The sequence below is a fragment of the Sphingobacterium puteale genome (genome assembly GCF_003627955.1).
In the GTDB taxonomy this organism is placed as follows: domain Bacteria; phylum Bacteroidota; class Bacteroidia; order Sphingobacteriales; family Sphingobacteriaceae; genus Sphingobacterium; species Sphingobacterium puteale.
In genome coordinates this window covers 749,754-773,574 of record NZ_RBWS01000001.1, presented here as the reverse complement: position 1 = coordinate 773,574, position 23,821 = coordinate 749,754, and the positions used below count along the sequence as shown (strand labels likewise).

General features: G+C 41.8%; 15 protein-coding genes and 1 tRNA gene. 12 read left to right on the top strand and 4 right to left on the bottom strand.

Annotated elements, in window-relative coordinates; all coding sequences use genetic code 11:
* Positions 1 to 15 precede the first annotated feature (15 nt).
* The 3 genes from D7322_RS02915 to D7322_RS02905 all read left to right on the top strand — a co-directional run bounded on the left by D7322_RS02915 (position 16) and on the right by D7322_RS02905 (position 4,846).
* On the top strand, positions 16 to 1,392 hold the full coding sequence (locus D7322_RS02915; protein WP_121121098.1) for an NADH-quinone oxidoreductase subunit N: 1,377 nt from the start codon (positions 16 to 18) through the stop codon (positions 1,390 to 1,392).
* Between the two features lie 174 nt (positions 1,393 to 1,566).
* A complete protein-coding gene (locus tag D7322_RS02910; protein ID WP_183078585.1) occupies positions 1,567 to 4,059 on the top strand; it encodes a DUF5686 family protein in 2,493 nt (830 codons plus the stop codon).
* Positions 4,060 to 4,063: 4 nt separating this feature from the next.
* Complete coding sequence (locus D7322_RS02905) at positions 4,064 to 4,846, top strand: enoyl-CoA hydratase/isomerase family protein (protein ID WP_121121094.1); 783 nt, start codon at positions 4,064 to 4,066, stop codon at positions 4,844 to 4,846.
* A gap of 133 nt (positions 4,847 to 4,979) precedes the next feature.
* Here the strand turns inward: D7322_RS02905 and D7322_RS02900 are convergent, their stop codons facing one another.
* Positions 4,980 to 5,873: an AraC family transcriptional regulator gene (locus tag D7322_RS02900; RefSeq protein ID WP_121121092.1), complete on the bottom strand. Its 894-nt coding sequence runs from the start codon at positions 5,871 to 5,873 to the stop codon at positions 4,980 to 4,982.
* 126 nt (positions 5,874 to 5,999) lie between these two features.
* On the opposite strand from D7322_RS02900, the gene D7322_RS02895 reads away from it, so the two are divergent.
* The 5 genes from D7322_RS02895 (at position 6,000) to D7322_RS02875 (ending at position 16,374) form a co-directional block, all read left to right on the top strand.
* The gene (locus D7322_RS02895) at positions 6,000 to 7,388 is read left to right on the top strand and encodes a sugar porter family MFS transporter (RefSeq protein WP_121121090.1); all 1,389 of its coding nucleotides are present in this window, start codon (positions 6,000 to 6,002) and stop codon (positions 7,386 to 7,388) included.
* A 64-nt stretch (positions 7,389 to 7,452) separates the two neighbouring features.
* Positions 7,453 to 10,821: a tetratricopeptide repeat protein gene (locus D7322_RS02890; RefSeq protein ID WP_121121088.1), complete on the top strand. Its 3,369-nt coding sequence runs from the start codon at positions 7,453 to 7,455 to the stop codon at positions 10,819 to 10,821.
* Positions 10,822 to 10,829: 8 nt separating this feature from the next.
* Positions 10,830 to 13,619, top strand: coding sequence for a sugar-binding domain-containing protein (locus D7322_RS02885; protein ID WP_121121086.1), 2,790 nt, complete (start codon positions 10,830 to 10,832; stop codon positions 13,617 to 13,619).
* A gap of 198 nt (positions 13,620 to 13,817) precedes the next feature.
* A complete protein-coding gene (locus D7322_RS02880; protein WP_121121084.1) occupies positions 13,818 to 15,011 on the top strand; it encodes an ankyrin repeat domain-containing protein in 1,194 nt (397 codons plus the stop codon).
* 19 nt (positions 15,012 to 15,030) lie between these two features.
* The gene (locus D7322_RS02875; protein WP_121121083.1) at positions 15,031 to 16,374 is read left to right on the top strand and encodes an ankyrin repeat domain-containing protein; all 1,344 of its coding nucleotides are present in this window, start codon (positions 15,031 to 15,033) and stop codon (positions 16,372 to 16,374) included.
* Positions 16,375 to 16,472: 98 nt separating this feature from the next.
* Here D7322_RS02875 and D7322_RS02870 read toward each other — a convergent pair.
* Positions 16,473 to 16,544 (bottom strand) — tRNA-Glu (locus D7322_RS02870).
* A 110-nt stretch (positions 16,545 to 16,654) separates the two neighbouring features.
* The gene (locus tag D7322_RS02865) at positions 16,655 to 17,296 is read right to left on the bottom strand and encodes a 4'-phosphopantetheinyl transferase family protein (RefSeq protein ID WP_121121081.1); all 642 of its coding nucleotides are present in this window, start codon (positions 17,294 to 17,296) and stop codon (positions 16,655 to 16,657) included.
* A gap of 166 nt (positions 17,297 to 17,462) precedes the next feature.
* Here D7322_RS02865 and dcd point away from each other — a divergent pair, with 166 nt between their 5' ends.
* Both dcd and D7322_RS02855 read left to right on the top strand, forming a co-directional pair.
* A complete protein-coding gene (gene dcd, locus D7322_RS02860; protein WP_108634617.1) occupies positions 17,463 to 17,999 on the top strand; it encodes a dCTP deaminase in 537 nt (178 codons plus the stop codon).
* On the top strand, positions 18,000 to 19,109 hold the full coding sequence (locus D7322_RS02855; protein ID WP_121121079.1) for an MBL fold metallo-hydrolase: 1,110 nt from the start codon (positions 18,000 to 18,002) through the stop codon (positions 19,107 to 19,109).
* A 1-nt stretch (position 19,110) separates the two neighbouring features.
* Here the strand turns inward: D7322_RS02855 and D7322_RS02850 are convergent, their stop codons facing one another.
* The gene (locus D7322_RS02850) at positions 19,111 to 20,349 is read right to left on the bottom strand and encodes a glycosyltransferase (protein ID WP_121121078.1); all 1,239 of its coding nucleotides are present in this window, start codon (positions 20,347 to 20,349) and stop codon (positions 19,111 to 19,113) included.
* A gap of 122 nt (positions 20,350 to 20,471) precedes the next feature.
* On the opposite strand from D7322_RS02850, the gene D7322_RS02845 reads away from it, so the two are divergent.
* Together D7322_RS02845 and D7322_RS02840 are read left to right on the top strand one after the other, a co-directional pair.
* Positions 20,472 to 23,066, top strand: coding sequence for a phosphatidylglycerol lysyltransferase domain-containing protein (locus D7322_RS02845; RefSeq protein WP_121121077.1), 2,595 nt, complete (start codon positions 20,472 to 20,474; stop codon positions 23,064 to 23,066).
* A 39-nt stretch (positions 23,067 to 23,105) separates the two neighbouring features.
* The gene (locus D7322_RS02840) at positions 23,106 to 23,774 is read left to right on the top strand and encodes an AcvB/VirJ family lysyl-phosphatidylglycerol hydrolase (protein WP_121121076.1); all 669 of its coding nucleotides are present in this window, start codon (positions 23,106 to 23,108) and stop codon (positions 23,772 to 23,774) included.
* Positions 23,775 to 23,821 lie beyond the last annotated feature (47 nt).

Below are 23,821 nucleotides of genomic sequence, written 5' to 3'. Positions count from 1 at the left end.
GATATATCAATTTGTATGGGAGCTATAATTACACTTTCAATATTAGCATTAGTTGTTCTTTATCTTGGCTTGTTCAAAGCGAAAGCCTTGCTTTTACCGGTTTCCATCCTTGGATTCTTGGTAGCGATTGGTTTTCTATTGAATGATTGGACAGCTGACAAAGGGCCTCTTTTCAGTGGGATGGTTCATTTCGATCATTATGCGATTGCTTTTTCGGTCTTATGCGTCGCCGTTACTTTGTGCATATTTATTATCTCAAAGGGGTATTTTGATGAAGGGGGACAAGTCGCAGAGTATTATTCATTACTGATATTTTCGTTGACGGGGGCTGTTTTGGTCAATAGCTATCACAATTTCTCGATGCTCTTTTTGGGTATAGAAATCATGTCCGTTGCGCTTTATATTTTAGTCGGTATCCGTAAGCGGGATAAAGCGTCAAATGAGGCCGCACTGAAATACTTTTTAATGGGCGCATTTTCGACCGGATTTTTACTGTTTGGTATTGCGTTATTATATGGAGCCACAGGTTCATTCAATTTGGATGAGATAAAAGACTATGTTGTGAATAATCCGCATGCGATCTCACCCTTATTTTATGGGGGTATCCTATTGCTTATTGTCGGCCTGACTTTCAAAGTAGGGGCAGCACCATTTCATTTTTGGACACCAGATGTGTATGATGGGGCGCCTATTCTGATCACAAGTTATATGAGTACAGTGGTCAAAGTGGCCTCTTTTGCAGGTTTATTACGGTTGTTTAGTTACAGCCTAGTTCCTTTACAAGATTTCTGGGAGCCGGTATTCTTGATTATAGCGATTATCACATTGTTTATTGGAAATATTTCAGCTGTCATGCAATCTTCTTTCAAGCGCATGTTGGCTTATTCCAGTATCTCGCACGCAGGTTACATGCTGTTCGCTATTATAGCGGTCGGGACTACTTCAGCCAATAGTATTTTCGCTTATGGGCTAGCGTATTCACTTGCAACAATTGTTGCGTTCACTGGATTGATCCTTGTCAAGAAAACAACGGGATCAGAGCATTTTGAAGCATTTAACGGATTAGGAAAACGAAATCCAATGCTGGCATTTGCGATTACTGTAGCGATGCTTTCACTTGCAGGTATTCCGTTAACCGCAGGGTTTATTGGTAAGTTTATGATGTTCTCCTCGGTCATGGAGAATTACCATATTGTGTTATTGGTGTTAGCGGTTATCAATGCCGCTATCGCAGTCTATTATTATTTGAAAGTGGTGGTTGCGATGTATTTTAGAGACAGCGAAGAATCCTGTGTAAATGTGCAATGGAATTACTCATTCATTCTATTGCTAGCGGTTGGATTGACCATTCTTATCGGCGTATATCCAGACTGTCTTATAAAGTTAATATAAAATTTCTGTTAAAATACTTGTTGTTTATTAAAGCATAGCGATTTCGTTATGCTTTTTTTATATTTATTGGTATAACTCTTGAATACAAATTGTATATTGTAAAAAAGAAATCCTATCAGTTTGAAGATGGTGTTTAAAGTGTGTGTTAAATCTTTTTCAATAAGCTTTTTTAGTGTGTTATTATTCCTGCTGTTCGGGGGGGAAGTGATTGCGCAAGAATTTCTTCGCGGTAAGGTTGTTGATGCAAAGACGGGCAAGGGAATTGCTCGCGTATCGATAAACTGGGTCGGAGATGGGGGAGGAGGTACCAGCGATACACTTGGTTACTTTAAGATTCAGGATATAAAGCAACATCGGCAATTGACATTTGGGGCAGTGGGATATGAGCGAAGGACGATAGACGTACAACGGGGCCCTGATACTTTGATGACTGTTCGGTTGACTTCGAAAGACAATACGCTGGATATGGTTGTCATCAATCGAAAGAATAGGAAACCAAAAGATCCTGCGATTGCACTGATAGAACAGGTCATTGCCCATCGTCCGCAAAATCATTATACTCGTATTCCCGAGATCCGTTTTGATGAGTATGAGAAGACGCAATTTGGCTTTGTGGACCCAGAAGATAAAGCAAAAAAAGTTCCAAAACCCTTCCGGTTTCTTTTTGAAAATATTGACTCCTCGGTATTTCGAGGTGTAACGATAGCTCCGTTCTATATGGAAGAAAATTATGCAAACGTCTATTCATCGCACGACCCTAACCGGAGCAAAAAGATTGTCACTAGCCACAATCAGACAGAACTAAATCCCCGTTTTTTTAATAACGACAATTGGCAGACCCGTTTCCAGACCATACTTCGGAATGTCGATCTCTACGAGAATACCATACAGATTGCGAATAAGGGGATTTTGAGTCCGATAGCTACAGGTGCCACCGCCTTTTATAAATACCGTATAGAGGATACCGTCCAGATTGCTGGTAAAGACTATATCGAACTTCATTTTGAGGGTAAATCCAAGATTGATTTGCTTTTCTACGGTGTTCTCCTTATCTCAGACGATACGCGGTTTGCTGTTCAGCGGGCCACATTGAATATTGGAAAGGCGGCAAATATCAACTGGATCAATGATGTACAGATCGATTTGGGCTACAGCGAATTTAAAAATGGGAGTATGATTCCGGTACATACCGATTTAAAAATATTGTTTGGTGCAAGCAAATCGGATGTTTTATATGGTCGTAGGGAAACGCAATACCTAGGACACCGGACAGACTCAATCTCGAATGATAACTTTGCGGGGGGTCCCGTTGAAAAAAGATACCTGCTTCAATCCTCGGCAAAGGTTCCGATGATTCAAGTCAGACCTGCGCCACTGAGCAAAGCTGAATTGGGGGCCTACCAAAAAGTGGATTCCGTTCAGAATATGCGCTCCTTCAACCAGTTGGTTGCTTTAGGTTACTTATTGGCAAAAGGCTATTACAATGCCGGAAAATTTGAGTTCGGGCCGTTGGAGTACCTCTATAGCCGGAATAATTATGAAGGTAACCGTATCCGGCTGAGTGGTCGGACTACACGTCTGTTTTCCGAAAAGGCATTTATAGAAGGGTATACCGCTTATGGCGATAAAGACAAGGAGATAAAATATTATCTAAGTACAGCGTTTACCCTTAATGGCGAGCGTATTGTTCAGTTTCCTGCAAACTATCTGCGCTTTACTGTACAGCACGATGTCATGGAGCCGGGTCGTAATCTGGGCTTTCTAAAAGGCGACGGATTTTTCCGATCTTTTGGAAAGAATAGGCCAAATAAATGGCAATTTAACGATATCTATCGTCTCGATCATCTGATTGAGTTTGGTAACCATGTCAGTATCGCCACTGCATTTACTCATACCCGGAGACAGCCAAGGGGTGATTTATTTTACATCAATACTCTACCCAGCCCCGATACGATCCGTAGGGTAAATACAAACGATCTACAAGTTATCCTACGCTGGGCTCCAAATGAGGATTTTACCTACCATAACCTAGATCGTGGTACAGTAGAAAATAAATACCCGATTTTTACACTTCAATATAACAGGGGGCTGACCGGCTTTTGGGGAGCAGATTATAGTTATGATGCCTTAAGGTTCAGTGTGTTCAAGCGGATGTTTTTATCTCCGGCCGGACAGGCAGATTTTGAGTTTTCCGGAGGAAGGATCTGGGGAAAACATTTGCCGTATACGCTGTTGGAGCTCCCCGATGTCTCCAGAGATAAAGCGGGGCCGCTGGTCAACTTTGATTTGATGGCCACTTCAGAGTTTGCATCCGACCAGTTTTTAAAATTGACCTATCATCATAACTGGAACGGGTTTTTCTTTAATAGAATCCCTTTGTTCAGAAAACTGAAATGGCGTGAACTGACAGGTTTTAAAGCTTTTTATGGAAAACTGAGTGATGTGAATAACCCTTTTGTAACGCCTGAAAATATTCAATTTGAAGCCGATAAAAATGGTATTGTCCAAACAAAGGCCTTGCGCAATAAACCTTATGTTGAAGGTTTGGTCGGTGTGGATAATATCTTTAAATTGCTTAGATTAGAGTATAAAAAGAGATTGAGCTACAAAGGTGGAGAAGGGGTGCCTTCAGATACCTTTACAGCATCCATACATTTTAATTTTTAGCTTTATGACCCATTATTCGAATTTAAAATATGAGGTTAAAGATAGCATCGGCTATATCCTAATAGATCGCGAACCTCAAATGAATGCCCTGAATCAGGAGACACTTGATGAACTACAGGATATTTTTAAGCACTTTAATGCAGATAGTCATGTCCGTGGTATTATATTGACGGGAGCAGGCCAGAAAGCATTTGTCGCTGGGGCGGATATTAAGGAGTTTACAGACCTGTCTGTTGTCCAGGCCCGCTGGCTAAGCGAGCGCGGTCATATTATATTTACGGATCTTATTGAGGGAGCGCCAAAACCCGTTGTTGCGGCTATCAACGGCTACGCTTTAGGTGGAGGGCTTGAGATGGCACTGGCCTGTCATATGCGCATTGCTTCTGAAAATGCAAAAATGGGACTTCCTGAAGTTTCTTTGGGACTGATTCCGGGTTATGGTGGGACACAACGCTTACCAGCTTTGATCGGGAAGGGGCATGCTATGCAGATGATTTTGACCGGCGATATGGTTGATGCGCATAAAGCCTATGAAATGGGACTGGTGAACGAAGTCGTTCCACAGGAAAAGCTGATTTCGCGTGCCGAAGAAATACTTCAGAAAATATTTACACGTTCACGTGTCGCGGTTGCCAGCGCCATAGATGCCATCAATGCCGCTGGTGATAAAAAGCGCGATGGTAGTAAGGTGGAGATGGATGCATTTGGTCACTTGTTCGGAACAGACGACTTCAAAGAAGGAGTTTCCGCTTTTCTTGAAAAAAGAACGCCTAAATTTCCATTGTAAAAATGGTTCTATCCTAGCGGTAACTCGGCGCCACAAATTGTTAGGTTGATCTTCTTTCGCCGAGGGTAGGCTTTAGACTGGAAACCTATCTGAAATAGCCCTATGCTAAATAAGACACTATAAGAAATCAGCACTATTTCTGATACTTTCTCCGATAATCTTGGGGGGACATCTTCATCTCTTTGGTAAACGCCTTGGAAAAATGAAAGGGATCGTAGAAATGCAGCTTGAAAGCGATCTCTTTAATTTTTAGCAGCGTAAATTGTAGATATGAACAGGCTCTTTGCATGCGTAATTGATTGTAGTATACCATGGGCGGATAAGAGGTCTTCTGTTTGAATAAGTTGATCAAGTGCGATTTCGAATAGTTAAAATGTGAAGCAATCTCGTCCAGGCTAATGTTATTTTCCAGATTGTCCTTCATAAACAGGATGATATCCTGAATGATATTATCTACCTTAATCGGATTGCTTTCTTTGTATTGTGTCGAATATTTGATGGACGCCAAAAAATATTGAAAGCAAAAACTTGTGTATTCTAAATTTTCTGGACTATAGCCCATTTCCAGATTTTGGTATATACTTTCAAATAGCTGAAGTCGGTCGTTTTGCTTGTTTGTGTGGTTGTCATCCATGTGAGTGATCTGTCCGATGATATTTTCAAAAAGAGATGTTTCAGTACCTTGAAAGTGGATCCAATAAATACTCCAGGGGTCGTTGGCTCTGGAACCATAAGAATGCGTTGTGTTTTTAGGAATGATGTAAAGATCATTTCTGGCGATATTATAAGTTATTCCATCCTGTTTGATCCACCCATGGCCGTTTTCGCAATAAATCAAAATATATTCTGCACAGCCTTCCTGACGGTCACGATAATGCTTTTTTGCATTCGGATAGTAGCCAATATGTGTGATGTGTAATTTTGAAGTAATTGTATTGGCAGCTTGGTAGTTGCACACGGAATAAGGGAGCACAATTGCCTTCTCACCTTTGAATCCTTCTGCCATCACATCTGTATCTCTATTCATAAATCAGGAAATTTGGTATATGCTATAAAAATAGTAATATTTTACATGTTTATCGTGTTCACTTACATGATTTACATACAGTATTCCACTAATTTTACGTCAATAAATCTAAATATGTAAATTCTTATGCAAAAGACCAAGACAATGTATTTGCTGTTAATCACATTTGTGGCCGCTATTGGTGGCTTTCTTTTTGGCTACGATTGGGTTGTCATTGGAGGGGCGAAGCCTTTCTATGAGGCATATTTTCATTTGGAGTCTGCTCCCGCACTTCAGGGGTGGGCGATGTCGTCAGCAATTGTAGGCAGCTTTATCGGCGTATTACTTTCAGGAGGCTTGGCAGATCGTTATGGACGAAAGCCATTGATCTATACCGCCGCAATTCTATTTATTATCTCTGCGGTAGGGACGGGTATGGCTGCTGACCTTAACATCTTTATTATCTATCGGGTGCTCGGAGGAATAGGTATAGGCGTAGCTTCCAATTTGGCGCCGATGTATATTGCCGAGATAGCTCCCGCGGAGAGCCGTGGGAAATTTGTTTCGATTAACCAACTGACGATTGTATTGGGTATACTCGCGGCGCAAATTGTCAATTGGTTGATTGCAAAGCCCGTGTTGCCCGAAGAAGTTATAGCCTCAACATGGAACGGGCAGCAGGGCTGGCGGTGGATGTTTTGGGCGGGAGCGATTCCGGCGGTTATTTTTTTATTGCTGCTTTTCCTGATTCCGGAAAGCCCCAGATGGCTATACAACAAGGGAAAACATGAAGAGGCCAGACGTATCTTTTTGCGGATGGGTGGTGATTATTATGCTAAAGAAAGCATGGCTACCATTGATGCGGCTAAACGAAACCAAGATACACCGAAGAAAAGGAGCTTATTTAAGGGGAAATTATTGCAGTTATTGCTGCTCGGAAGTTTTATCGCCGTGTTTCAGCAATGGTGCGGCATCAACGTGATCTTTAACTATGCACAAGAAATTTTTACAGCCGCGGGATACACAGTTTCGGGGATGCTCTTCAATATCATTATAACAGGCGTTATCAATGTGATCTTTACTTTCGTAGGAATGTATATGGTCGATAGGGTCGGGCGTCGCGCATTAATGTTGTTTGGTTCGGCGGGGCTTTTTGGTATTTATGCGGCATTAGGTGCTTGCTACTATTTCAATTGCAGTGGAATCTTTGTGCTTCTTTTGGTATTAGCTGGAATTGCGGTTTATGCGATGACATTAGCGCCAGTGACCTGGGTTATTATTGCTGAAATTTTCCCTACGGCAGTTAGAGCGCAAGCGATGGCTATAGCTACCTCGCTGTTATGGATAGCATGTTTTGTGCTTACTTATACGTTTCCGATGTTGAACCAAAGCTTGGGAGCGGCGGGCACATTCTGGCTGTATGGAATAGTCTGCTTGATTGGCTATGTGTTTTTGTGGGGACAATTGGAAGAGACCAAAGGCAAGAGTCTCGAGGAAATTGAACAGGAATGGTCTGATGAAGCCATAATACCCTGATTTTTGCATATAGAAATCCATTTTTATAATTAAATCAACTTACAGTATATAACCTCTTTAGAACATGACAGAATTGACACGTTACCTGATTAAATCTACAGTCGATCAGCGCGGTATAGTAAAAGTTTGGGCGGAATCTGTGGCGATACCAACCTACGAGGTTGGCGCGATGGAAAAAAATCCGATTTATGCTGAAAAACGCGTGTACCAAGGTAGCTCCGGGGTGGTATATCCCTATCCCATTATCGAAAAAATTAGCGACGAGAAAACGGACAAGGTATATCAGGCACTATTTTTAGAAAATGAATATATCAAAGTAATGATTCTGCCTGAACTTGGTGGAAGAATTCATATGGCCTACGATAAGGTTAGAGAACGGCATTTTGTCTATTATAATGAGGTGATAAAGCCAGCTTTAGTAGGGCTTACAGGTCCTTGGATTTCTGGTGGAATCGAATTCAACTGGCCTCAGCATCACCGTCCGACGACCTTTATGCCAACAGAATATTTAGTTGAACATAATGCCGATGGCAGTGTGACTGTATGGTGCAATGAAATCGAACGCATGTTTCGAATGAAGGCTATGCAGGGATTTACACTTTATCCCGACAAAGCCTTTATTGAAATAAAGGTTCAGGTGTACAACCGCACCGCCTTGCCGCAAACTTTCCTATGGTGGGCCAATCCGGCCGTTGTCGTCAATGATGATTATTATTCGGTTTTTCCTCCCGATGTAAATGCTGTGTTTGATCATGGCAAAAGAGAAGTTTCAACATTTCCGATCGCGACAGGAACCTATTATAAATACGATTATTCAGCTGGAGTTGATATCGCACAATACAAAAATATTCCTGTTCCGACATCCTATATGGCCATCCAATCAAAATATAATTTTGTGGGAGGTTATGAAGCCGGAGACACTAATGCAGGGATGTTACACGTTGCGGATCACCACATTTCTCCGGGAAAGAAGCAATGGACATGGGGAAACGGTGATTTTGGCTTAGCTTGGGACCGGAATCTGACAGACGAAAATGGTCCTTATATTGAATTAATGGCAGGTGTTTACACCGACAATCAGCCCGATTTTGCTTGGTTACAGCCTTATGAGGTGAAATCATGGTCACAATATTTTATGCCTTACGCGGCTGTTGGTCATGTGAAGAATGCAACAAAAGATCTTGTCCTCAATATGGAGGTCCATCAGCAGCGTGCCGACATTATTCTATATGCAACAGCTGCATTTGAAGGACTTCATATTGTTCTGCGGGATAAGCAAGGAAGAGTTTATCTGGAGGAAAGGATCTATTGTTCTCCTCGTGATATCTATAAACAAACTGTTTCTGATTTACAGGGTAATCCATTTGATTTGATCCTTTCCGTTTATGATAGCAATGGTAACGAAATGCTGCAATATCAATTGGAAAAGAAAAAGGATAGCACAGCTATCCCCGAACCGGCACGGGCTGTTTCAGCACCACAATTCGTTCATTCGACGGAGGAGTTATTCCTGGCAGGACAACATCTTGAACAATACCGGCACGCCACCTATAATCCCTTGGATTACTATATTGAGGCTCTGCGACGGGATCCGCATGATGTACGATGTAACAATGCAATGGGTGCTCTTTTATTGAGAAATGGAAAGATAGCCGAGTCCATCCCTTACTTCCGTACCGCAATCGCGCGACTTACTGAACGTAATCCAAATCCTTACGATGGTGAAGCCTACTATAACCTTGGATTGGCATTACAGCTATCCGGTGAGCTGGATGTAGCTTACGCCGCTTTTTACAAGGCAACCTGGAATGCTGCCTGGCAGGATGCAGGTTATTTTGGTCTTGCACAGATAGATGCAACGCGTGGAGAGTGGCACGTTGCTCTGGAAAAAATAGAACGTTCAATAAACCGAAATTGGAAGCATCATAAAGCTCGGCAATTAAAAACTTCGATTCTAAGAAAACTGGGGCGGGGAGATGAAGCGTTGGGTTACATTAAAGATTCTTTGGAAATAGATCCATTTAATATGGGTTGTCAATTCGAATGGTATTTGCTGACAAAGGACGAGGCTATATTAGCGCCTATTCTAAATTTATGTAAAGTCAATGTACAGAGTGTGGTGGAATATGCGTTGGATTTTGCTCAAGCTGGTCTGTATGAAGAAGCCATCCTGTTATTGGAAAAAACAATCGATGATCCGCAAACGGTATATCCAATGATATATTATGGACTAGGTTATTTTAACGCCTGTATCGGACAAAATGATCAAGCAAAAGCCTATTATGACAAAGCTCGTATCATGGACCCGACTTATTGCTTCCCAAATCGGTTGGAAGAGATCGTTATACTTCAGGACGCGATCCTGCACAATAATCACGATGCAAAAGCATATTACTACCTAGGGAATCTATGGTACGGCAAGAGACAACATCAAGATGCGGTAGACTGTTGGGAGCAATCAATACAATTGGATCAACAATTCCCTACCGTTTTCCGAAATTTGGCTCTGGCCTATTATAATCGGATGGACAGGAAGGCGGAGGCTGTTGCATTGTTAGAAAAAGCATTCGCATTGGATGAAACAGATGCACGACTGCTGATGGAACTGCACCAGCTCTATAAGAAACAAGGATACAATTATGTGGAAAGACTGACGCTATTGGATCGATATGCAGATCTTGCTGTCAGCCGAGACGATCTTTTCCTGGAACGGATTTCACTTTTCAATCTTCTGGAACGATACGAAGAAGCTCGGCAATTATTGGCTTCCCGACAGTTTAAACCTTGGGAAGGAGGAGAAGGGAAAGTGTCCCGTCAATATACAATCTGCCATCTGGAACTGGCAAAAGAAAGATTAAAAGCCAACGATCCGAAGGGAGCCTTGGCCCTGTTAACAGCTATTGACAGCTATCCGCATAATCTCGGTGAGGGTAAACTGATTACCATGGAGGAGAACGATATTGATTATTATAAAGGCGTTGCATACCGTTCATTGGGAAATGAGGAGGAAGCAACAGCTTATCTCATCAAAGCTACTATGGGGGCTCAGGAACCCCAACAGGCTCTTTTTTATAATGATCCACAACCTGACAAGATCTTTTTTCAAGGATTGGCCTGGCTCGAACTCAAACAAGAAGAAAAAGCGGAACAATGTTTTCAAAGGCTAATTGATCATGGTAAAACCTATTTGGACAAACCTTTTAAAATCGATTATTTTGCAGTTTCATTGCCTGATATGGATATCTGGGAGGATGACCTTGACCATAAAAATAAGATTCATTGCTTGTACGTAATGGGGTTAGGTTACTTAGGTAAAGGCGATTTGGACCTGGCTAAGGATTATCTTACACAAGTGTGGCAACTAGAACCCAATCATCAAGGCTGTTTGTCAATATTGCGCTCTTTCATAGCGGAAGTCACCCTAAATAATTAAATTCAGACATGCATCGTTATCTCATTTTATTGCTTGCTCTTCTACAGAGCTACAGCGTTTTGGCCTTCGGAGGGCATCAGCTCAATCTTGCCGGACAATGGAGTGTACAACTTGATCCAGAGGATGTGGGGGTGAAGAACGGTTGGACTAATAGGTCTTTCACAACAGCCATTAAATTACCTGGGACAACCGACGATGCAGGACTGGGAACTGCGAATAGCTTAACACCGGCACTAACAAAACCCCAACTTTCACATCTGACAAGGAAACATCGGTATGTGGGGGCAGCCTGGTACAGCAAGGAGCTATTTATTCCGAAAGGCTGGGTGGGTAAAGAAATGATCCTGAAACTGGAGCGGATTATATGGGAGTCTAATGTCTGGGTTGACGGAGTAGAAATTCCGCAAAAACAGCGCAGTCTGGTAGGCTCGCATGAATTTGATTTAAGTTCTTTGTTAAAGGCTGGAAAAAAGCATCGTCTGACTATACGTATTGATAACCGCAAGAAGCTGGCGATCAGTGTCGATGATATGGCACATGCTTATACGGATCATACCCAGATTATGTGGAACGGTATCATCGGTTCGATGTGTATTGAAGCATTGGATCGAGTTCATATCAAGCAAGTAAGTACTTTTCCGGTTTTGACAGCAAAACGTGTAGACCTGCGGGTAGTTCTTTCGAATAGAACACAAGGAAATACAGGTAGTACACTCCGGGTAAGAGCCAAATTTAAGGGTGATAGCGAGTATCTTCCGACAATAGAAAAGGAGGTTTTATTAGCCCCAGGTGATTCCACCATACAATTAAGCTATGATCTGGGCGCAAAAATCCGGTCATGGAGCGAATTTTCACCAAATCTCTATGATGTCGAAGTGGTGTGCCAATCGGGTGAGGGAGTCAATGTGATGAGTACATCATTTGGTATGCGTGAATTGTCAAGGGAGGGAACGGTCATGAAAATCAATGGGCAGCCCCTTTTTCTTCGGGGGACATTGGAATGCAGCATTTTTCCGTTGACAGGGCATCCCCCAATGGATAAAGCGGGATGGAAGAAGGTGTTTTTGACAGCAAAGGAATGGGGACTCAACCATTTACGGTTCCACTCTTGGTGCCCTCCGGAAGCTGCTTTTGCTGTAGCTGATGAAATGGGATTCTATCTTCAGGTCGAATTGCCTATCTGGGAAAATAATGCTGGTAAGGATGATGCGGTGCTACGTTTTTTATATGAGGAAGCTGATAAGATGATCAGGCAATATGGCAATCATCCATCGTTTTGCTTTTGGAGTATGGGAAATGAGCTAAGTGGTGACTTCGATGCCCTTAACGCACTGGTAAAAAACCTAAAGGAAAAAGATAAGAGACATTTATATACGGCGACATCATTTACTTTCCAACAAGCACATGGAATTGTCGGCGAACCCTTTGACGATTTTCTGATTACGCAGTGGACGGCAAAGGGATGGGTGAGAGGGCAGGGGGTCTTTAATAGTGAACCTCCTGTCTTTAATAAAAATTACAGCGCTTCATTGGATGGCGTTTCTATTCCTGTGGTTACTCATGAGATCGGACAATATGCTGTTTATCCCAATTTGGAGGAGATCAAAAAGTACACAGGTGTTTTAAAGCCTTTAAACTTTATTGCTGTAGCCGAAGATCTGAAACGCAAGGGTTTATTGCATAAAGCGAAGGCATATACCATGTCGTCAGGCAAGTTGGTAGCAATTCTCTATAAAGAAGAGCTGGAACGGGCCTTAAAAACACCAGGCATCAGTGGTTATCAACTATTGGATCTCCATGATTTTCCGGGCCAAGGTACAGCTTTGGTGGGACTATTGGATGCCTTTTGGGATAGTAAGAATATTCTTTCAGCAGCTGAATTCAGACAGTTTTGTGCGCCAATAGTTCCCTTGCTCCAGTTTTCCAAAGCCGTATATACCAATGATGAAGTATTTGAGGGGATTTTAGACATCAGCAATTATGGAGCTGCAGCGTTGAGCGATCAGTTGGTCGAGTGGTCTATGAAAGATGGTACGAAAACTGTTGCAAAAGGCCTCTTTCAGACAGTCGTAGGTCAGGGGTACAATGGGAATGTAGGCCGCTTTGAAGTCCCACTGCAGGCGATACAACAAGCCAAAAAGTTGACAGTTCATATTAATCTCAAAGGCACTAGCTATGAAAATCATTGGAATATATGGATGTATCCTAAAGAAAATCAAATTGATTTTGCTGATGTAAGCTATACAAGGGAGCTGGACGAAGCTTTACGGCTGTTGCAGGCAGGTAAAAAGGTCCTTTTAAATCCTGATTGGAAGAAAATTACAGGTATAGAAGGCAAGTTTGTTCCGGTATTTTGGAGCCCGGTACATTTTCCGAAGCAGGCTGGTACAATGGGATTGCTCTGCGATCCAAAACACGCTGTATTCGCTGATTTTCCGACAGAGGAACATACCGACTGGCAATGGTGGGACTTACAGATCAAATCGACAACAATGTTGATGGATCAGATCAAAGGCGGCGAAACCCTTGTAGAGATGATCGATAATTTTGCAAACAATAGAAAATTGGCTTCACTATTTGAGGGGACAGTGGGGAATGGCAAACTGATGGTAGCTTCATTTGATCTCGCGACTGATTTGGACCAGCGACCTGTTGCAAAACAGATGCTACAATCCATACTCACCTATATGAATAGTTCGAGGTTTGCGCCAAAAGTTATCGAAAATCCTGAGGTGTTACGAAAGGTTCTGCAATATAGAGAGCCGCAGGAAAAGGCAGCTCCCGTCGCTATATATTAGTCCCATAGTGATATTTATTATCCAGGGCAAATTATAGCCGCTCCATTCTCGGAGCGGTTTTTTTATGGTTTTCTGATCAGTACGGCAGCTTGTTCGTTGTATCGGTTGATTTTGCTCATTATTGATACTATTCTTTTGTTTAACTCGTTTTTAAAAGAACCACATTACTATCTTTTTCTTTAGTTTAATAGAAAAAAAATGACGAATAACGAGTTAAGAGCACTTGCAGAGTGTTCGCGTAAAGGCGATGTAACGGCGATAGAGCAGATTATAGCCTCGGCAAGCGGTAAAGCTGAATTTCAAGATTACGAATTGAATAGTGCTGTTAGCCAATTGATTAGGTCTCGGCATTATGGTGTCTTGGATAAATTTATTGATAAGGGTTTCATTTCTAAGGATCTATATGATTACGATCGCTTCAGTTCAACCGTTTTCCATGCTTTATTAAAGCCACAGATTTCAACCGACCAGCTAGCAAGCTATTTGGTCTGGTTTAAAGGATATCTAGAACAGATCGATGATATTAACGAAGAGGTTGGCGGTACGACTTTATTTGAATATGCATTACAGGAAAATGTCAGCATTACACTGTTGAAAGTTATTGCGGAGGCTGGGGCAGATGTGCAGCGTATGGATCAATATGGACAGACACTGCTTTTCAAGGTTTGTAGTCTTCGTATGCAACCTGTGGATCGCATTGTTGAGCTGGTGGATTGGTTGCTATCGGAGGGTATCGATCCTAATGTTAGCAATGTCGAGCAGAAGACAGCGTTGCACATGGCCGTGGACACGATAAAAATGGAGGTAGTAGTCAAGTTAATGGACGCAGGTGCAGACCCCGGACTGAAGGACTGGCACGGTGAAAGCGCTTTTCATTACGCTGTCACAAGACAATTCAATCCCGATTTATTGGAGCTGCTGCTAAATTATGGTGTACCGGACTTCCATGGGGTTAATAAGCAGGGAGAAAATCTGCTCAATGCATTTCTTCGAATGATGCCTTCGGACAGCGAAGCTAACCTTAGAATCCTAAATTTGCTGCTGGAACAGGGGGCAGATCCGACGGCAGCATCACTTTGGTATCAGAAAGAGAAAACAGGTGTTGACTGGCTTTCAGAGCGATCTGCGGCTACATTGCAAGAAGTTATGGAAAGAGGATATTTGGATCTCAATTATTTAGATAACGAAGGAAATACAATATTGCATAAGGTGTGTCAAGTTGATATCAATTATGATGAAAGTAAAGCGCGTGATCTTTACAAAAAGGTGAAGTATTTGGTCGGCGAGGGTATTGATCCTCAGGTAGAAAATATCAAGGACAAAAAAGCGGTCGATTACGCAATGGAAGATAATCTCAAAGTAAAGACAGTAGAATGGCTGTTGAAACAATAAATACGAAAAATATAATTTTATGTCTCAATCATTTATAGTTGCTTGTGAAGGCGGTAAACGCAAAATTGCAGAAATCTTGTTGGAAAAGAATCAAGTCGATGTATCTTATACGGACGAAATAGGGCGTACAGCATTGCATTATGCTGCTCATCGCGGTTACTTGGACTTGGTGAAAAAATTGGTCGAGGCTGGAGCAATTATTGATTATGAAGACCATCGCGGTGAGACACCCTTGTATTTTGCCCTGCTACAAAAGCAGAAGCAAACTGCGGCTTATTTACTGGACAAAAACGCCAATATTCATATCAATGACTTCTTGGGTAATAGCTTATTGCATATCACCGCACAGACCGGACAACAGGAGATGGCCGAAAAACTGATTGAACAGGGGCTAGATGTAAATGTGCTAAATAATAATGCTGAATCGCCATTATTGCTGGCCGTACAGGCAAAATATCCGCCAGTAGTACAGCTCTTGGTTGTGCATGGCGCTAGTGTGGACGCGACTGATAAGGAAGGAAACACAGCTTTGAATTTAGCTGTGGCATTGGGGGCAGTACCTATTGTCAATATTTTGTTAGACCATGGTGCAAAAGTCAATTTATTGAATGACTTGAGCGAAGGCCCTCTGCTGCATGCAGTAAAAATGGGTAACCGCGCCCTTGCACAGAAATTGATAGAACAAGGAAGTGATATCTTTGTTGAATCTGCCGAAGGAGTCTCTCCGGTTTGGTACGTCTGTAATAGCAATCAAAAGGAGCTGCTGGCGTTGTTTTTGGAAAGAGGGCTTTCTGCGGATTATGCACGTCCTGTGGATTCCTTTGATGGAAAGGATGGGAAGTATATGGAAAAGCTGATCGAACGCACTGGTGGACGTACATTTATTCTTGGATTTGAACCTCATTATGCCGGTGAAACATTATTACAGACTGCAACAAAAATGGGTTATCTTTCGTTGGTCAAGCAGCTTTTGGATAGTGGTGCGGCAATTGATAAGCAAGATGCCTCAGGCAATACCGCCGTCCATTATGCGGCAGCGTATGGTAAAAAGGATGTTTTGCGGTATCTCTTGTCCAACGGGGCACTCACGGATATCGCAAACGTATTGGAACAAAAGGCTATAGACTACTCAAACGTACAAGGTTTTAATGAGATAACCGCTTTATTGATCGACTTTGGAGCGCAGTCCAATGCTGTTGATGATGGGCCTGTACTTCAAGAGAAAAAGGTACCCGAAGTGGTTGCAGGAGTGGACATCTCACTTAAGAAACAAGCTTTATTTGATTTAAAGGAATTGTTGGATGCCGGTATTATCAATCAGGACGAGTTTGATTTGGAGAAAGCGAAGATATTAAAGTCTTAAATACAACTATTGAAATGAATCTCGGAAATAGATAAATGGTCAAAGGAGATAAAAAAGAAACACCTGTAAGCTTCGACTTGCAGGTGTTTCTTTTTTTGTAGCCCGTAGGGGAATCGAACCCCTGTTTCAAGAATGAAAATCTTGCGTCCTAACCCCTAGACGAACGGGCCATTTGCTTTGTGATGCTGCAAATATAGAAGCTTTTTCAATAAGCGCAAAAAAAAAGTGCGTTTATATCGCTAATTCGCTGAAATTGAGAAAAATTATTTTTTAATCGACCTTAGCCAACAGCATATGCAAGCATATATTCATTGAATTTTTCATAATGTACGTCAAAAGTCTGCTTGTGGTGGTTGCTGTCCAGTTCGAGTTTCAAGACACCTTGCTTTTGGTAGTCGAAGGGCTGTATCGTCATATTGTTTAAGAATGAAACTCCTGAATTCCCCTGAAGTTTATAGATTGCCTCTTTGGCGCACCAACAGGCATATAGCTGCTCATATCGTGCATCGCTTTGCGTAATAAAAGCAAGTTCAATGGGTTTGAGAAACTTATGCTGGATCCGCTCAACTTTCGTCTTGATGATCTCCATATCAATACCTACTTCCCCTTTAGTACTTATCATTGCTGCGGCATAGTCAAAAGAGTGTGAAAGGGATATCTTCTGTGGGAAGTTGGCAAGATAAGGCTTACCATTAGCATCGGAAGGACAATCAATATAACGCGAAGTATTCAATAAAGTCCGCAACAACACACGCGTAGCCAGCCAATGTAAGCGCCGCTTACCCTTGTTAAAAGAGCCTAGTTTGGCCTTCTCACGCTCATCCAACTGGAGTTTTGACAATAAATCATCATCCGATTCTTCAATTCGCCAAATGGCAAATTTGGTTTGGCTATCTATTTCACGTAAATACACTAGACTCATACCCAAATTTAAAAAACAAATCGCAGATATCGTACAATCAATACCAAGCGATCTGAAAAATTGATGGGTTTGTTTTTTAAATAAAAAAATAGCGTAAAAATTTGAGTGAGAACCGTATTTTTGAATTTATATAGCATGGCCTGATGCTCTTGCTATCTTGATACACATGATTTTATCGGATAAAAGAATTCTTGAAGAGATTGAAAATGGCAGTATTGTCATTCAACCATTTGATCGTAAGTGCTTAGGAACAAATTCCTACGATGTGCATTTGGGTAAATATTTGGCAACTTATGCAGATCGCGTACTGGATGCCAAAAAGCATAATGAAATTGATCATTTTGAAATTCCAGAGGAGGGTTTTGTATTGGAACCCAATACCCTTTATTTAGGCGTCACTCAAGAATATACAGAAACACATAAACATGTTCCTTTTTTAGAAGGAAAATCCAGTACTGGTCGTTTGGGAATTGACATTCACGCAACAGCTGGTAAAGGTGATGTAGGTTTTTGTAATACATGGACATTGGAGATATCTGTTGCACAACCCGTCAGAGTCTATGCCGGTATGCCAATCGGTCAATTGATTTATTTTGCTGTAGAAGGAGAGATAGAGACGTTTTACAATACAAAGGGTAATGCAAAATATAATGGCAAGACCATCCGTCCTGTCGAATCTATGATGTGGAAGAATAGTTTCTAAATGAAAAACGTTGGATGGGTCATTTTGGGGATGCTATTGATTGTCTTGGTCAGTGGGTTGCTTTATTATTTTGTTCATCCAATGTTTGGCGGAAGCTTTAAAGGTGCGCGATTAGAGCGGATGAAGCAATCGCCTAATTTCAGAAATGGTGTATTTCATAATCTTGAAGTGACACCTTCCTTGAAGAGTGATGTAAACATCGTCTCTTTAATGTGGGATTTTCTTTTTAATAAAAAGCCGGGACTTAAGCCATTGGATGCATTACCGGCCATGAAATGTGATCTAAAAAAACTGCCCGCCCAGGATATTTTGGTCTGGTTTGGACACTCTTCTTATCTGCTGAAAATTGATGGCAAACTGCTGCTCGTTGATCCTGTATTCAGTGACAACGCCTCGCCTGTTCCGGGGAGTAACAAAGCGTTTAAAATCGCTGTGGATTATACTGCGGCAGACTTCCCAAAAATAGATTACCTATTTATTTCCCATGATCATTATGACCATCTTGATTATGAGACCATAATCAAACTGCGTGATAAAGTCGGTCAAGTCATCTGCGGTTTGGGGGTAGGTGCACATTTCGAGTCCTGGGGTTATAAACCAGCACAGATTGTCGAAGGCGATTGGTATGATCAAATAAATCTTGTGCCTGATTTTCAGGTAACTTTTACCCCTGCTAGACATTTTTCGGGACGCAGAATCACTCGAAACAATACCCTTTGGACTTCCTTCGTCCTGAAGACTTCAAAATATAATTTATTTTTAGGAGGCGATAGTGGTTATGGTAAGCATTTCAAGACAATAGGCGAGCGATTCGGTCCCTTCGATCTGGCTATACTGGAGAACGGGCAGTACAATGATGCCTGGCATTATATCCATTCGTTGCCCGAAGAGTGGGGGCTTGAAACCAGAGACTTACAAGCCAAAGTCACTTTGCCGGTTCATTCGTCAAAATTTGCCTTGGCAATGCATGGATGGAAAGAGCCAATGGAGAAGTTTTATGAAATTTCCCAAAAAGAACACAGTAAACTCATTACACCGAAAATAGGGGAACTGGTGCATCTGGACAAACTGGATACTGTATATGCTCCTTGGTGGCGCGAAGTCAATTAAATTATACCTTGTTCTTTTCAGCAATCCACAACGACATATATTTTGTGCTCTGTACAGTGTGATGCAAGAGTATCTGGCTAATAAAATTGTGTTGCCGATGTTTCTCCAGCTGTACCTTAAGTAAGGATAGATTGGTCATAAAGTCCGCTTGATATTTGCGTTTCTCGTAACGTTCGTTGATGATACGGATACCGTTGGCCTGCGCTGTTGCCCAGGCAACTTTGTCGTTATAAAGTGCCACGGTTTTTTGGCAGAAAGCTTCGGGTTCATCTTCAATAAAACCATTCCAGGATAGGTTGCCCTTCATCGCCTCAGCGCCAATCGATGTCGTGACGGTGGGGGTGCCAGTATGCATGGCGTCGATAAATTTGCCTTTCACTCCTGCGCCAAATTGAATCGGCGCAATCAATAGTCTGTAGTTGGACATGGTGTCCTTTGCAGAATCTGTTCTTCCCTTGATATGAAAATTCTCTTTGGGATTATGTAACTGAAGGACTTTCTGTGTCGGATATGCCCCATAGATATGTAACTCTACTTTATGGAGAATTTTACGAAGAACTGGCCAAATCGTTGTTTTTAGATATTGCACGGTATGCCAGTTGGGTTCATGGATGAAGTTGCCGATAAATAGCAGATTTCTTCGTTCTTCAAATGACTTCCAGGTATTCGCTTCGTCGACCGTAATTTCATCTTCCAGAAAAGGTAGATAGTATAGAATATCAGGCGAGATCCGAAAGACTTCCGTCAGTATTTTCATTTCAGACTCCGAGATAATTAATGATAGATCACAACGCAATATGGAAGCAATCTCCCGCTTTGCTGTTTCTGTAAACAATTCTTGAAAGGAAAAATCGTCTTTATTTTTGACGCAGGTTTGCCGTGCCTGTCGTAAGAAATGGAGATCCTCGGTGTCAAGTACCCGAAGTGCACCGGGACACTGTTGAGCCACCCTCCAGCCATATTGCTCCTCGATCATAAACCTATCGAATACAACAATATCGGGTTGTAACCATCCAATAAATTCGTCAAAACTATCACTATTGAGCACAATAGCTTGTTCGGTAATACCTCGCGACTTTAATGGGGCACTATAGGGGGATTTGGCTGCTGCAGAAGCAAAAGTAATTTGATAAGAACGATCCAGGAATGTCTCGATCAGTTGCATCATCCGAAAACCGGCGGCTGATGATGTTGGTTCCGGCCAAACCAGCCCGATGAATAATACCCTTTTCTCTTTCATGGGTGAAAATTACTGATTAATGTCAAAAGAATTGACGAAAACTTAACAATTTGTCATTTTGAAACGATTAGCTTTATTTCGTGTTTATTATACGGTACGGTTATTAGACAATAAACGATAATATGGGCAAGACTATTGTTCAACGCATTAGACGTTTTTCACCAAAAACCTATTGGAAGGAACTAATAGCTGTTTTGGTTATTTTAATGGCTTTTGTTTTTTTTAGAAATGAAAGGAAAGAACTCGCTGCCATTATTCCGCAGTTAAAAGCGGCAGATCTAACCTGGGTTTCGGTCGGCATTTGTATAACCCTGCTCTATGTCCTATTACAAGGTGTAATGTATGTGCAGAGTTTCAAAGCCATTGGTCTCTCGATCAACTTGAAAATTGCCATAGATCTATTCCTAAAAAGAAATCTGCTCAGTGTATTTCTTCCTGCGGGCGGCATTAGTTCGCTCGCTTATACAACTACTCAGTTGCGAAAGCGGAATCTGAATACGACGCAGATTCATCAGGCTGGTGCGCTGTACGGGTATGTAGGACTGTTAACTGTCTTTATGATTGGTGTCCCCGTCATATTGTATACCATTTTGGACAATAAAAATTTTGGTGATGCCTGGATTTCATTGTTAATTTTGGGTATACTGCTGGGTGTTGTATTCTGGTTCATATGGTCTTTCCGTACACACAAAGGAATTTACCGTTGGGTAGAACTAAAATTTCCTGCTGTTGCCTCCAATATAGACGAGATATTTTCTGGGGAAGTAAAAATGAAATATCTTCTGGGTACCGTGTTGGCGTCTATGGTTGTTGAATGCTGTGGGATAGTCCATGCTTTTGTCAGTATGTATGCACTGGGCTTAGATCATTCCTTTGAAGCAGCGGCTATCGCCTATACCGTTTCGGTGGTTTTAATGATTGTGTCACCTTTTCTAAGAGGTTTAGGAGCCGTGGAATTAACGATGCTGTATATCTTCAAGGCCTATGGCTACGGTCAGGCAGAAGGCTTGGGAATAACTATTCTTTATCGCGTATTTGAATTTTGGCTGCCACTATTGTTAGGGTTAATCGCTTTCGCCTGGCGGGGTAGACAGCTTTTGGCGCGTGTAGGGCCAGCGTTGCTGATCTTCTTCTTGGGCATGGTTAATATTGTTTCGGTACTGACGCCGCCTTTGGCCGATCGAATGAAGCTGGATCGGTTTTATTTACCCCTTGAAGCGATCCATGCATCTAAGTTTATGGTTTTTGTTCTAGGAGTCGGTTTGTTGGTTACGTCGGCTTATTTAATCAAAGGTTTCCGTGTAGCCTTTTGGATCGCAGTTATTTTTAGTGCGCTGTCGTTATTTGGACATGTGTTTAAGGCGTTGGATTATGAAGAGGCATCGGTAGCGTTAATGACACTCGTTTTTTTGGGATTCAGTTATAAGCAATATCCAATTAAAAGCAATATTCGCTGGGTGAGGATCGGGTTTGTAACATTCGTCGTTGCATTGGTCGCGGTGTGTTTGTTCGACGTATTAAGTTTTTACTTTATTGATAAGCAGCATTTTGGGGTTGAATTTACTTGGCGGCAATCCATTTATCATACCGCAAAAAGCTTTTTGTTGTTCATTGATGATGATCTGATGCCACATACTAATTTTGGGCAGGAGTTCTTACGTATTACACAGGTCCTGGGGATTTTTTGCTGGTTCGTTCTGATCTACGCGCTCGCTCGCCCACGCCTGATCATAGATGAAGATTCTAGTAAATCCGAGCGTGAACGGGCGCAACAGCTACTGGATGAATTCGGACAGTCTGCCATGGATTTTTTCAAACTCGGGAAAGACAAATATCTTTTTTTCTCTGAGATTTCCGAAGGGTTTACAGCCTATAGATTGGCAAATGAGTTTGCCATAGTATTGGATGAGCCGGTGTGTGAACAGGGGGATAAAGAAGAGCTTGTCGAGGAGTTTGATCGTTATTGTTATGCAAATGGATTAAAATCGATTTATTATCGGGTCGATGAAAACAGCTTGGTTCATTTCTCATCGCTTCGTAAACAGAAGATAACCATTGGGCAAGAAGCTGTTTTGGAACTGGAAACATTTACGCTCGAAGGAAAAGAGCGTAAATCATTGCGCAATGGACTGAATGCAATCCAGAAAAAGGGATTTACAACCGCAGTGCTGAAGGCTCCGCAGCGTGCAGCAGTCCTTGGTGAACTTCGGGCTGTTTCGGATGAATGGCTGAGAGAATTCGATAAAAAAGAAATGGTTTTTTCTCAGGGAATGTTCAATACCGAAGAACTGATCCAACAGGATATTATTGTCCTTAAAAATGGGAACGGCAAAATCGTCGCTTTCTTGAACGTCATTCCTGATTACGCCAAAGATGAATGCACTTACGATATGATCCGAAAATCACTGGAAGCACCCAGCGGGAGCATGGATGCGTTGATAGTAGAGATGATCAGTTATGCAAAAGCTCAAAAATATAGTTACCTGAATCTGGGAATGGTTCCGATGACGGGACTGGAAGCAACAGAGAGCCCTGCAGAAAAGATTATGAAATTTGCGTCAACGCGACTTGGGAATTTTAAACATTACCACAGCTTACGTGATTTTAAAAAGAAGTATGCGACTTTTTGGGAAAATAAATACCTTATCTTTGATAACGATTTTGATCTGATACAGCTTCCGGCAGCGCTAGTTAAAGTAATGAAACCGAATGATTAGTGTCATCTTGAGCGGTATCCAGCGTGTAATACTATTCCGATGAAAAAATTGACCATTTTATGTATAATCGGCTGCGTGGCATTTCATACTTTTGCGCAACAACGTTTGGTCGAGATAAAATATTGGAACAACAAAACAGTATTGCCTCTGGTGCTTTATTTAAGTGGAGATGGTGGTTTCAATTCTTTTTCGAATAAGATATGTCAGTTAATTGCCGATGCTGGATACGCTGTGGCTGCGATTGACTCCAGGAGCTATTTTTGGAAGAAGAAAACACCTAAGGATATCGCTGCGGATATGTCAAATACACTCAAAAATCTGATTTTGTCTCGACAGAACCACCAGTTGTTTATTGTGGGATATTCTTTTGGAGCAGATGCGGTACCTTTTATCATAAATCGTATTGATCCCTTAATAAAGGAAAATGTACGTAGCATTGTGTTACTGGAACCATCAGTATCGACCGATCTGGAGATACATATTGCCGATATTTTGGGCAGAAGCAGCACTAAACGGAGCCTTGATGTAGTTGCTGAGATAAACCGGATAGAAGGCATCAAAACAAGTGTGGTGTTAGGAGATGATGAGGCTGAGTTTCCGGTAAAAAAGATTACATTAAAAAACTTTAATAAGAGCTATCTTTCGGGCGGACATCGTTTTAGCGGCAATGCGGAGCAGGTCGTTAAAACAACATTATCTTTTTTTTGATATTTTCTTATCCTAGATCAACTAAATTATGAAATGGAGCCGCTATT